The organism is Vibrio sp. La 4.2.2, from assembly GCF_027586995.1.
Lineage (GTDB): Bacteria > Pseudomonadota > Gammaproteobacteria > Enterobacterales > Vibrionaceae > Vibrio > Vibrio mediterranei.
Genome location: NZ_JAPPTJ010000010.1, coordinates 157,843 through 170,313, shown reverse-complemented (window position 1 = coordinate 170,313; position 12,471 = coordinate 157,843). Strand labels below are relative to the sequence as shown.

General features: G+C 46.3%; 8 protein-coding genes. All 8 read left to right on the top strand.

Going from position 1 to position 12,471, the window contains the following annotated elements:
* The first annotated feature begins 299 nt into the window (after nt 1-299).
* The 8 genes from secE (at nt 300) to rpoC (ending at nt 12,286) form a co-directional block, all read left to right on the top strand.
* Complete coding sequence (secE, locus tag OH456_RS20760; RefSeq protein WP_031496664.1) at nt 300-677, top strand: preprotein translocase subunit SecE; 378 nt, start codon at nt 300-302, stop codon at nt 675-677.
* A 13-nt stretch (nt 678-690) separates the two neighbouring features.
* On the top strand, nt 691-1,239 hold the full coding sequence (gene nusG / locus OH456_RS20755) for a transcription termination/antitermination protein NusG (protein ID WP_031496663.1): 549 nt from the start codon (nt 691-693) through the stop codon (nt 1,237-1,239).
* A 165-nt stretch (nt 1,240-1,404) separates the two neighbouring features.
* Nucleotides 1,405-1,833 carry a 50S ribosomal protein L11 gene (gene rplK, locus OH456_RS20750; RefSeq protein ID WP_008078231.1) on the top strand — a complete coding sequence of 143 codons (429 nt, stop codon included), beginning with the start codon at nt 1,405-1,407 and terminating at the stop codon, nt 1,831-1,833.
* A 4-nt stretch (nt 1,834-1,837) separates the two neighbouring features.
* On the top strand, nt 1,838-2,539 hold the full coding sequence (gene rplA, locus OH456_RS20745) for a 50S ribosomal protein L1 (protein WP_031496662.1): 702 nt from the start codon (nt 1,838-1,840) through the stop codon (nt 2,537-2,539).
* Nucleotides 2,540-2,798: 259 nt separating this feature from the next.
* On the top strand, nt 2,799-3,293 hold the full coding sequence (gene rplJ / locus OH456_RS20740; RefSeq protein ID WP_038231063.1) for a 50S ribosomal protein L10: 495 nt from the start codon (nt 2,799-2,801) through the stop codon (nt 3,291-3,293).
* Between the two features lie 59 nt (nt 3,294-3,352).
* A complete protein-coding gene (gene rplL / locus OH456_RS20735; RefSeq protein WP_031493851.1) occupies nt 3,353-3,721 on the top strand; it encodes a 50S ribosomal protein L7/L12 in 369 nt (122 codons plus the stop codon).
* A gap of 249 nt (nt 3,722-3,970) precedes the next feature.
* A complete protein-coding gene (rpoB, locus tag OH456_RS20730; RefSeq protein ID WP_006071304.1) occupies nt 3,971-7,996 on the top strand; it encodes a DNA-directed RNA polymerase subunit beta in 4,026 nt (1,341 codons plus the stop codon).
* An 87-nt stretch (nt 7,997-8,083) separates the two neighbouring features.
* A complete protein-coding gene (rpoC, locus tag OH456_RS20725; protein ID WP_006071303.1) occupies nt 8,084-12,286 on the top strand; it encodes a DNA-directed RNA polymerase subunit beta' in 4,203 nt (1,400 codons plus the stop codon).
* Nucleotides 12,287-12,471: the final 185 nt, after the last annotated feature.

Here is a 12,471-nt window from a genome sequence, read left to right as displayed (position 1 = left end):
TCTTCGAATTGTCGCAAGCTCTGGGAAAATCTTTGAATAAGATTTGACTAAGCAATGCTAAAAAGGGCATCATTTGATGCCCTTTTTCTGCGCTACTATATATAGAGGCGCAAAATTCATTCAGTGACTGCTCATTGTATGAATTTAGAAAGGATTTTAAGGGTTGAGTTGGAAAGTAATTTCTACCTGAGCCTTTGGCTAAAATGTTGGTTTGACTCAAATTTAATCAACATTAAAGGAATAAGCCCTGCAGCAGCGGGGTTGTTGTCGTCTAGTTAGACTTGTCACAGGTTGGTTTTATGAAAGCAAACGCTGAAACTCCTGATAGCTCAAATGCAGCAGATGTAATGAAGTGGATTGTCGCTTTTGCTCTGCTAGCCGCCGCTGTTGTGGGTAATTACCTGTATGGAGAACTTTCTGTAGTTCTTCGCGCTGCAGGTGTAGTTGTATTGATTGCTGCGGCACTTGGTGTAGCAGCTACAACAACAAAAGGTAAGGCAGCGATCACGTTCGCACGTGAAGCTCGCGTAGAAGTTCGCAAAGTAGTTTGGCCTACACGCCAAGAAACAATGCAAACTACGCTGATTGTCCTTGCAGTAAGTATTGTAATGGCGCTTGCGTTATGGGGTATCGACGGCATTATGGTTCGTCTTGTTGCATTCATAACCGGGTTATAGAGGGTGTTAATTCATGAGTGAAGCTCCGAAAAAACGCTGGTACGTAGTTCAAGCCTTTTCTGGTTTTGAAGGACGTGTGGCTCAGTCTCTTCGCGAACATATTAAAATGCACGCAATGGAAGAGTACTTTGGCGAAGTGCTAGTACCGACTGAAGAAGTTGTGGAAATGCGCGCAGGCCAACGCCGTAAAAGCGAGCGTAAGTTCTTCCCAGGCTACGTTCTTGTTCAGATGATCATGAACGATGAGTCTTGGCACTTAGTACGCAGTGTGCCACGTGTCATGGGCTTCATTGGTGGTACCTCTGACCGTCCTGCACCTATCACTGATAAAGAAGCTGACGCTATCCTAAATCGTCTAGAGAAGGCTAGTGAAGCTCCTCGTCCAAGAACAATGTTCGAAGCGGGTGAAGTGGTACGTGTCAATGAAGGTCCATTTGCTGACTTCAACGGTACTGTTGAAGAAGTGGATTACGATAAGAGCCGCGTAAAAGTGTCTGTATCGATCTTTGGTCGTGCAACACCAGTTGAGCTTGAATTCGGTCAAGTGGATAAGCTTGACTAATACTCGATTTTAAAGAGTATAAAAAATCACCTTTTTAGGGTTGAATAGGGCGCGAATTATGCTTATAATTTCGCGCCTTTTTACAGCACTGGCTGTAGAAAGTTTTATCAAAACACGGGGAGCTTTCCACTCGGATAGCGTTTGAACCCAAAATTAGGAAATATCATGGCTAAGAAAGTTGAAGCTTATATCAAACTGCAAGTTGCAGCTGGTATGGCAAACCCAAGTCCACCGGTTGGTCCTGCTCTAGGTCAACACGGTGTGAACATCATGGAATTCTGTAAAGCGTTCAACGCAAAAACAGAATCTATTGAGAAAGGTCTACCGACTCCAGTAGTTATCACTGTTTACAACGACCGTTCTTTCACGTTCGTAACTAAGACTCCACCTGCTGCTGTTCTTCTTAAGAAAGCTGCTGGCGTTAAGTCTGGTTCAGGTCGTCCTAACACTGAAAAAGTGGGTACAGTGACTGACGCTCAAATCCAAGAAATCGCAGAAACTAAAGCTGCTGATATGACTGGTGCTGACATTGAAGCGATGAAGCGTTCTATTGCGGGTACTGCTCGTTCAATGGGCCTAGTGGTAGAGGGTTAAGATCATGGCAAAACTTACTAAGCGTATGCGCGTTATCCGCGAAAAAGTTGAAGTAACTAAAGAATACGAAATCAACGAAGCTGTAGCTCTTCTTAAAGAACTAGCAACTGCTAAATTCGTTGAGTCTGTAGACGTTGCTGTTAACCTAGGCATCGATGCTCGTAAATCTGACCAGAACGTACGTGGTGCAACTGTACTACCTCACGGTACTGGCCGCGAAATCCGCGTTGCAGTGTTCACTCAAGGTGCAAACGCTGAAGCAGCTAAAGAAGCTGGCGCAGACATCGTTGGTATGGAAGATCTTGCTGAGCAAGTTAAGAAAGGCGAAATGAACTTCGACGTAGTTGTTGCTTCTCCAGATGCAATGCGTGTTGTTGGTCAACTAGGTACTATCCTAGGTCCTCGCGGTCTTATGCCAAACCCTAAAGTTGGTACTGTAACTCCTAACGTTGCTGAAGCTGTTAAGAACGCTAAAGCTGGTCAGGTTCGTTACCGTAACGACAAAAACGGCATCATTCACACTACTATCGGTAAAGTGAACTTCGAAGCGAACCAACTACAAGAGAACCTAGAAGCTCTACTAGTTGCGCTTAAGAAAGCGAAGCCGTCTTCAGCGAAAGGTACTTTCCTGAAGAAAGTAAGCATCTCTACTACTATGGGTGCTGGTGTTTCTGTAGATCAATCTACACTAAACACTCAAGCTTAATTGCTTGCATAGGCGCAGAAATTATGTATAATTTTGCGCCTATCAAATTTGTGGTTGGGGCTGAAACTCCTTAAGGAATTTAGCCTCCGTCCAAGACCGTAGGCGTTCTGAAAAGAACTTAATCATACCTACGTAGATGGTGCCAGACTGAAAGGAAGTTGAACGTAATGTTTATCTTTCTTCTGGAAAAAGCACCGTATGAACTCCCAAAATCGTGAAGATTTCGGGTGGTGTAAAAACAACCAGGAGTAAATCCAAGATGGCTTTAAACCTTCAAGACAAAAAAGCAATTGTTGCTGAAGTCAACGAAGCAGCCAGTGGTGCACTTTCTGCAGTTGTAGCTGACTCTCGTGGCGTTGAAGTAGGCGCGATGACTTCTCTACGTAAACAAGCGCGTGAAGCGGGTGTTTACATGAGAGTTGTTCGCAACACTCTAGCACGCCGTGCAGTAGAAGGTACTGAGTATGAGTGTCTAACTGACACTTTCACTGGTCCAACTCTACTTGCATTCTCTAACGAGCACCCAGGTGCTGCAGCGCGTCTTTTCAAAGACTTCGCTAAAGAGAACAAAGAATTCGAGATCAAAGCTGCTGCATTTGAAGGCGCGGTTACTGATGCTGAAGTACTAGCGACACTACCAACTTACGACGAAGCAATTGCACGCCTAATGATGTGCATGAAAGAAGCTTCTGCAGGCAAGCTGGTACGTACTATCGCTGCACTACGCGACCAGAAGCAAGAAGAAGCTGCTTAATCAGCTTGCTTTTTACTGGTTGCAAAATAAACTTATTGTTGACTTAAAAGAGAATTGTTATGTCTATTACTAACGAGCAAATCCTAGACGCAGTTGCAGAAATGTCTGTAATGCAAGTTGTTGAGCTTATCGAAGCTATGGAAGAGAAATTCGGCGTATCTGCTGCTGCTGCTGTTGTAGCTGGCGGTGCTGCTGGTGGCGAAGCTGCTGCTGAGCAAACTGAATTCGACGTAATCCTAACTGCTGCTGGCGGTAACAAAGTTGCTGTTATCAAAGCGGTACGTGGCGCAACAGGTCTAGGCCTTAAAGAAGCTAAAGGTCTTGTAGACTCAGCTCCAGCACCTCTAAAAGAAGGCGTTGACAAAGCTGAAGCTGAAGCTCTTAAAGCTCAGCTAGAAGAAGCTGGTGCTTCTGTTGAAGTTAAGTAATTATTACTTAATTTCTTAGCCTAACAGGCTAATGGCTGGTGGTTTATTGACCACCGGCCTTTTTGCGCTGTAGGGCGTAGATGAATTTTCCTGCTGTTTAAGCATCTACGTACCATGCAAAAAACGTTGCTCGACGCTTGAGTTAACGTCACTACAGTAAACAGTTGTTAGTCACTGCCCCATACTCCACCTTAAGTAACTAGGATGGACGGGCGGTTTGGGTCACTTATCAGCGAGCTGAGGAACCCCATGGTTTACTCTTATACCGAGAAAAAGCGCATCCGTAAGGACTTTGGTACTCGTCCACAAGTTTTGGACATTCCATACCTGCTATCGATCCAGCTCGATTCGTTCGACAAATTTATCGAACAGGATCCTGAAGGACAATATGGACTTGAAGCTGCTTTTCGTTCTGTATTTCCGATTCAGAGCTATAACGGCAATTCTGAGCTGCAATACGTTAGCTACCGTCTTGGTGAGCCAGTATTTGACGTTAAAGAATGTCAAATTCGTGGCGTTACCTATTCAAAACCACTACGCGTAAAACTGCGCTTAGTTATCTTTGATAGAGACGCACCGGCAGGTACTGTAAAAGACATTAAAGAACAAGAAGTCTACATGGGCGAAATTCCGCTTATGACTGACAATGGTACCTTCGTTATCAATGGTACCGAGAGGGTTATCGTATCCCAGCTGCACCGAAGCCCAGGCGTGTTCTTCGACAGCGATAAGGGTAAGACTCACTCTTCAGGTAAAGTTCTTTATAACGCACGTGTTATTCCTTACCGTGGTTCATGGCTCGACTTCGAGTTTGACCCGAAAGATAACCTATACGTACGTATTGACCGTCGTCGTAAACTACCAGCATCGATCATTCTTCGTGCACTAGGTAAGACGTCGGAAGAAATCCTCGATATCTTCTTCGAAAAAGTAAACTTCGAAGTGAAAGACCAAACTCTACTTATGGAGTTGGTACCTGAGCGTCTACGTGGTGAGACTGCTTCATTCGATATCGAAGCCAATGGCAAGACTTATGTTGAGACTGGTCGTCGTGTTACTGCTCGTCACATCCGTCAACTTGAAAAAGATGGCGTTGAGTTCATTGAAGTACCTGTCGAGTACATCGTAGGTAAAGTAGCTTCTAAAGACTACATCAATGAAGCGACAGGTGAGATCATCGTTGGTGCAAACCAAGAGATCAGCCTAGAAGCATTAGCGAACCTATCTCAGGCAGGCGTTAAGAAACTAGAAGTTCTATTTACGAACGATCTAGACCACGGTCCGTTCATGTCTGACACACTACGTGTCGACAGCACGGTAGACCGCATCTCTGCGTTGGTAGAAATCTACCGCATGATGCGCCCTGGTGAGCCGCCAACAAAAGAAGCTGCAGAAGCACTATTCGAAAGCCTATTCTTCTCTGAAGAGCGTTATGATCTATCGACTGTTGGTCGTATGAAGTTTAACAGCTCTATCGGTCGTGAAGATGGCCTAGAACAGGGTACGCTTGATGAGCAAGACATCATCGAAGTGATGAAGAAGCTTATCGCGATCCGTAACGGGATTGGTGAAGTTGATGATATCGACCACCTAGGTAACCGTCGTATCCGTTCTGTAGGTGAAATGGCTGAGAACCAATTCCGTGTTGGTCTTGTACGTGTTGAACGTGCAGTAAAAGAGCGTTTGAGCCTAGGTGACCTTGATGCAATCATGCCTCAAGACCTAATCAACGCTAAGCCTATTTCTGCGGCGGTTAAAGAATTCTTCGGTTCTTCACAGCTTTCTCAGTTTATGGACCAGAACAACCCGCTTTCAGAAGTAACGCACAAGCGTCGTATTTCTGCATTGGGTCCTGGTGGCCTTACTCGTGAGCGTGCTGGCTTCGAAGTACGTGACGTACACGTAACTCACTACGGTCGTCTATGTCCTATCGAAACACCTGAAGGTCCGAACATCGGTCTAATTAACTCTCTATCTGCGTTTGCGCGTTGTAACGAGTACGGCTTCCTAGAGACGCCATACCGTCGCGTTGTAGATGGTGTAGTAACTGACGAAGTTGATTACCTATCAGCAATCGAAGAAGGCCAATTCGTTATCGCACAGGCTAACGCTGCGCTAACTGAAGAAGGTACTTTTGCTGACGAGCTAATCACTGCACGTCAAAAAGGTGAATCTGGTCTTCACCCACGCGACCATGTTAACTACATGGACGTTGCGACAAACCAAGTAGTATCTATCGCTGCATCGCTTATCCCGTTCCTAGAACACGATGATGCGAACCGTGCACTGATGGGTGCGAACATGCAACGTCAGGCTGTTCCAACACTTAAGGCTGACAAGCCTCTAGTTGGTACTGGTATCGAGCGCAATGTAGCGGTTGACTCTGGTGTTACAGCAGTAGCTAAACGTGGCGGTACAGTTCAGTCTGTAGATGCTTCTCGTATCGTTATCAAAGTTAACGAAGACGAGCTGATCCCTGGCGAAGCAGGTATCGACATCTACAACCTAACTAAGTACACGCGTTCTAACCAGAACACTTGTATTAACCAGCGCCCAACTGTACTACCTGGTGAGCCAGTAGCACGTGGTGACGTTCTTGCTGATGGTCCTTCAACAGACCTTGGTGAACTAGCGCTTGGTCAAAACATGCGTATCGCGTTCATGCCTTGGAACGGTTACAACTTCGAAGACTCGATCTTAGTATCTGAGCGCGTAGTTCAAGAAGACCGCTTCACGACTATCCACATCCAAGAGCTTTCTTGTGTGGCACGTGATACTAAGCTGGGTTCTGAAGAGATCACAGCGGATATTCCAAACGTAGGTGAGTCTGCTCTGTCTAAACTAGACGAGTCAGGTATTGTTTACATCGGTGCTGAAGTTAAGGGTGGCGACATCCTAGTTGGTAAAGTAACGCCTAAAGGTGAAACTCAGCTAACTCCTGAAGAGAAGCTACTACGCGCGATCTTCGGTGAAAAAGCATCTGACGTTAAAGATACTTCACTACGTGTACCTAACTCTGTTTCAGGTACCATCATTGACGTTCAAGTCTTCACTCGCGATGGCGTAGAGAAAGACAAGCGTGCTCTAGAAATCGAGCAAATGCAGCTGAAAGAAGCGAAGAAAGACCTAACTGAAGAATTCCAGATTCTTGAGGGTGGCCTTCTAAACCGTGTGAAAGCTGTATTACTTCAAGGTGGTTACTCTGACGCTAAACTAGATACTATCGATCGTAAGAAGTGGCTAGAACTAACGCTAGAAGACGATGCACTGCAATCTCAGCTTGAGCAACTTGCAGAGCAGTACGACGAGCTACGTGCAGACTTTGATAAGAAGTTTGAAACTAAGCGTCGTAAGATCACTCAAGGTGATGACCTAGCGCCTGGCGTTCTTAAGATTGTTAAAGTTTACCTAGCGGTTAAACGTCGTATCCAGCCTGGTGATAAGATGGCGGGTCGTCACGGTAACAAGGGTGTTATCTCTAAGATCAACCCTGTTGAAGACATGCCTTACGATGAGAAGGGTCAACCTGTCGACATCGTACTTAACCCACTGGGTGTACCTTCGCGTATGAACATCGGTCAGATCCTTGAGGTTCACTTAGGTCTGGCAGCGAAAGGTATCGGTGACAAGATCAACCAGATGGTTAAAGAGCAGCAAGAGCTAGCGAAATTCCGCGAATTCCTGCAGAAGGTTTACGATCTAGGTGGTACTCGTCAGAACGTTGATATTGCATCTCTGTCTGATGACGAAGTACGTACTCTGGTTAAGAACCTACGTGGCGGTCTACCGATTGCTACACCTGTCTTTGACGGTGCGTCTGAGAAGTCTATTAAAGAACTTCTAAAACTGGGTGACCTACCAGAATCTGGTCAGCTAACTCTGTTTGACGGTCGTACTGGTGATGCGTTTGAGCGTCCTGTAACTGTAGGTTACATGTACATGCTGAAACTGAACCACCTTGTTGATGACAAGATGCACGCTCGTTCAACTGGTTCGTACAGCCTAGTAACTCAGCAACCACTTGGTGGTAAAGCTCAGTTCGGTGGTCAGCGTTTCGGTGAGATGGAAGTATGGGCACTAGAAGCATACGGTGCAGCATATACGCTTCAAGAAATGCTAACGGTTAAGTCTGATGACGTTAACGGCCGTACGAAGATGTATAAGAACATCGTCGATGGTAACCACAGCATGGAACCTGGCATGCCAGAATCGTTCAACGTACTGTTGAAAGAGATCCGCTCGCTAGGTATCAACATCGAGCTAGAAGACGAATAATCCATCAGGATTATCTGGTAGAAAAGGGGCTCGCGCAGGTTTGCTGACCAAGCGAGCACCTTTTTAAACTCCTTACAGGAGCTGATTGTGAAAGACTTATTAAACTTTCTAAAAGCACAGCATAAGACCGAAGAATTTGATGCAATCAAAATCGGTCTATCTTCACCAGACATGATTCGTTCATGGTCTTTTGGTGAAGTTAAAAAACCTGAGACGATCAACTATCGTACGTTCAAACCTGAGCGCGATGGTCTGTTCTGTGCGCGTATTTTTGGTCCAGTTAAAGACTACGAATGTCTTTGTGGCAAATACAAGCGTCTGAAACACCGTGGTGTTATCTGTGAGAAGTGTGGCGTTGAAGTAACGCAAACTAAAGTTCGTCGTGACCGTATGGGCCACATCGAGCTTGCGTCTCCTGTCGCTCACATCTGGTTCCTAAAATCGCTACCATCTCGTATCGGTTTGCTAATGGACATCCCGCTACGTGATATCGAGCGTGTTCTTTACTTCGAAATGTACGTAGTAACTGAACCAGGTATGACGGATCTAGAAAAAGGTCAGATGCTAACTGAAGAAGAGTATCTTGATCGTCTAGAAGAATGGGGTGACGAATTCACTGCTAAGATGGGTGCAGAAGCGATCAAAGATCTGCTTGCCACTATGGACATGCACGCTGAAGCAGAGATGATGCGCGAAGAACTTGAGTCTACTAACTCAGAAACTAAGCGTAAGAAGATCACTAAGCGTCTGAAGCTAGTTGAAGCGTTCATTGCATCAGGTAACAACCCTGAGTGGATGATCCTAACTGTGCTTCCGGTTCTTCCGCCAGATCTACGTCCTCTAGTACCACTAGATGGCGGTCGTTTTGCAACGTCTGATCTGAACGATCTATACCGTCGTGTAATCAACCGTAACAACCGTTTGAAGCGTCTTCTAGAGCTAGCGGCTCCAGACATCATCGTACGTAACGAAAAGCGTATGCTGCAAGAGTCTGTTGATGCCCTCCTAGATAACGGTCGTCGCGGTCGTGCAATTACAGGTTCGAACAAGCGTCCTCTGAAATCTCTTGCTGATATGATCAAGGGTAAACAAGGTCGTTTCCGTCAGAACCTACTTGGTAAGCGTGTAGACTACTCTGGCCGTTCTGTAATCACAGTAGGTCCATACCTTCGTCTGCACCAGTGTGGTCTTCCTAAGAAGATGGCACTAGAGCTATTTAAACCATTTATCTACAGCAAGCTAGAAACTCGTGGCATGGCGACGACAATCAAAGCAGCTAAGAAGATGGTAGAGCGCGAAGAAGCGATCGTTTGGGATATCCTAGACGAAGTAATCCGCGAGCACCCAGTACTATTGAACCGTGCACCAACACTTCACCGTCTTGGTATCCAGGCGTTCGAACCAGTACTAATCGAAGGTAAAGCGATTCAGCTACACCCACTAGTGTGTGCGGCGTATAACGCGGACTTCGATGGTGACCAAATGGCGGTTCACGTGCCTCTAACTCTAGAAGCACAGCTTGAAGCTCGTACACTGATGATGTCGACAAACAACATTCTGTCGCCAGCGTCAGGTGATCCGATCATCGTACCTTCTCAGGACGTTGTATTGGGTCTTTACTACATGACTCGTGAAAAGATCAACGTGAAAGGTGAAGGTATGTACCTTGCTGGCCCTGAAGAGGCTGAGAAGGCATACCGTACTAAGAGCGCAGAGCTACACGCTCGCGTTAAAGTACGTATCACTGAAACGGTAGTGGACGAAGATGGCAACAGCACAACAGAAACGAAGATGGTCGATACGACTATCGGTCGTGCAATGCTGTGGCAAATCGTTCCTGCAGGTCTTCCATACAGCTTGGTAAACCAAAAGCTAGGTAAGAAGCAAATCTCTAACCTACTTAACGAGGCTTACCGTAAGCTGGGTCTGAAAGATACAGTAATCTTTGCTGACCAAGTGATGTACGCAGGTTTTGCATACGCTGCACTTTCTGGTGTATCAGTTGGTATCGATGACATGGTTGTACCTCAAGCGAAGTACGACGAAATCGAATCAGCGGAAGAAGAAGTTCGCGAAATTCAAGAACAGTTCCAATCTGGTCTTGTAACTGCGGGTGAGCGCTACAACAAAGTGATCGATATTTGGGCATCGACCAACGATCGCGTAGCGAAAGCGATGATGGACAACCTTTCATCTGAAACGGTAATTAACCGTGAAGGTGCGGAAGAGCAACAAGAGTCATTCAACAGCATCTATATGATGGCTGACTCGGGCGCTCGTGGTTCTGCAGCTCAGATTCGTCAGCTAGCTGGTATGCGTGGTCTGATGGCTCGTCCAGATGGCTCAATCATCGAAACACCGATCACTGCGAACTTTAAAGAAGGTCTAAACGTACTTCAGTACTTTATCTCAACGCACGGTGCTCGTAAGGGTCTTGCGGATACGGCACTGAAGACAGCGAACTCGGGTTACCTAACTCGTCGTCTAGTAGACGTTGCTCAGGACGTAGTTGTTCACGAGCACGACTGTGGTACGCACGAAGGTATCGATATGATGCCTCATATCGAAGGTGGTGACGTTAAAGTTGCACTTTCTGAGCTAGCGCTTGGTCGTGTAGTTGCTGAAGACGTTCTTAAGCCAGGTACTGAAGATGTTCTGATTCCACGTAACACTCTAATTGATGAGAAGTGGTGTCAGATCATGGAAGATAACTCTGTAGATAGCATGAAAGTGCGCTCAGTAGTTACCTGTGATGCAGACTTCGGTTGTTGTGCACAGTGTTACGGTCGTGACCTAGCACGTGGTCACCTAGTGAACCAAGGTGAAGCAGTGGGCGTTATCGCTGCTCAGTCTATCGGTGAACCGGGTACACAGCTTACGATGCGTACGTTCCACATCGGTGGTGCGGCATCTACTGCAGCAGCAGAGAACAGCATCCAGGCGAAAAACACAGGTTCTGTGAAGCTTCACAACGCTAAGTTTGTTATCAACAAAGATAAGAAACTGGTTATCACCTCTCGTGCGTCAGAAATGACGATTATCGATGAGTTTGGCCGTACTAAAGAGAAGCACAAACTTCCTTACGGTTCATTGCTAACTAAAGGTGATGGCGATGCAGTTCAAGCTGGTGAAACAGTAGCGAACTGGGAAGCGCACACGCTGCCAATCATTACTGAAGTAGCGGGTCGTATCCAATTCGTAGACATGATCGATGGCGTAACTGTTTCTCGTCAAACAGATGACCTAACAGGTCTATCTTCAAGCGAAGTAACAGAAGCAGCCGCTCGCCCAGCAGCAGGTAAAGATATGCGTCCAGCTATCAAACTTGTTGATGAGCATGGTAAAGACGTAATGATCGCAGGCACAGAAATGCCAGCACTTTACTTCCTACCAGGTAAAGCGATTGTGAACATCGAAGATGGCGCAGAAGTAGGTGTGGGTGACACGTTAGCACGTATCCCACAAAAATCTGGCGGTAACAAAGATATCACCGGTGGTCTACCTCGCGTTGCGGACCTATTCGAAGCTCGTAAACCAAAAGAGCCAGCAATTCTTGCTGAGCACTCTGGTACCGTTTCATTCGGTAAAGAGACGAAAGGTAAGCGTCGTCTAATCATCACTCGTGATGGTGGCGATAACTACGAAGAGATGATTCCTAAGCATCGTCAGCTAAACGTGTTCGAAGGTGAGCGCGTTGAGCGTGGTGACGTAATCGCTGATGGTCCAGAAACTCCGCATGACATTCTACGTCTGCGTGGTATTCACGCTGTGACTCAATACATCGCGAACGAAGTTCAAGAAGTATACCGTCTACAGGGTGTAAAGATTAACGATAAGCACATCGAGACTATCGTTCGTCAAATGCTACGTAAGTGTACAATCACGCATGCAGGTGACTCTGAGTTCCTACCAGGCGAGCAGGTTGAATACTCAAGCGTTAAGATCGCAAACCGTCAGCTAGAAGCTGAAGGCAAAGAACTTGTACGTTTTGAGCGTGACCTACTAGGTATCACTAAGGCATCTCTAGCAACAGAATCGTTCATCTCTGCGGCATCGTTCCAAGAAACGACGCGCGTACTAACAGAGGCAGCGGTATCTGGTAAGCGTGATGATCTACGTGGTCTGAAAGAGAACGTTATCGTGGGTCGTCTGATCCCAGCTGGTACTGGTTTTGCGTATCACCAAGACCGTCAAGCTAAGCGTGACGAAGCTCAGGAAGGTCCATCAGCTGAACAAGCGACGGATAACCTAGCTGCGCTTCTAAACGCAGGTTTCTCTTCTGACGAGTAATCGTAGAAAGAAATGACAAAAGGCGCCGAAAGGCGCCTTTTTTGTATCTGAATTATCGCTCTATCGCCATTTCTGTGCAGATGGGAATCTAGCTGAGACTTGGTGTTAGTGGTGAGTAGACCCCTGCCTTCGCAAGGGTAATGAAAGTCTAGGATGACGATAATATAGAAGGTGAAGACGCAACA

What these genes read in the sequence shown, in the direction of transcription:
- secE (WP_031496664.1), top strand. Translation starts at nt 300, where the DNA reads ATGAAAGCAAACGCTGAAACTCCTGATAGCTCAAATGCAGCAGATGTA.
- nusG (WP_031496663.1), top strand. Translation starts at nt 691, where the DNA reads ATGAGTGAAGCTCCGAAAAAACGCTGGTACGTAGTTCAAGCCTTTTCT.
- rplK (WP_008078231.1), top strand. Translation starts at nt 1,405, where the DNA reads ATGGCTAAGAAAGTTGAAGCTTATATCAAACTGCAAGTTGCAGCTGGT.
- rplA (WP_031496662.1), top strand. Translation starts at nt 1,838, where the DNA reads ATGGCAAAACTTACTAAGCGTATGCGCGTTATCCGCGAAAAAGTTGAA.
- rplJ (WP_038231063.1), top strand. Translation starts at nt 2,799, where the DNA reads ATGGCTTTAAACCTTCAAGACAAAAAAGCAATTGTTGCTGAAGTCAAC.
- rplL (WP_031493851.1), top strand. Translation starts at nt 3,353, where the DNA reads ATGTCTATTACTAACGAGCAAATCCTAGACGCAGTTGCAGAAATGTCT.
- rpoB (WP_006071304.1), top strand. Translation starts at nt 3,971, where the DNA reads ATGGTTTACTCTTATACCGAGAAAAAGCGCATCCGTAAGGACTTTGGT.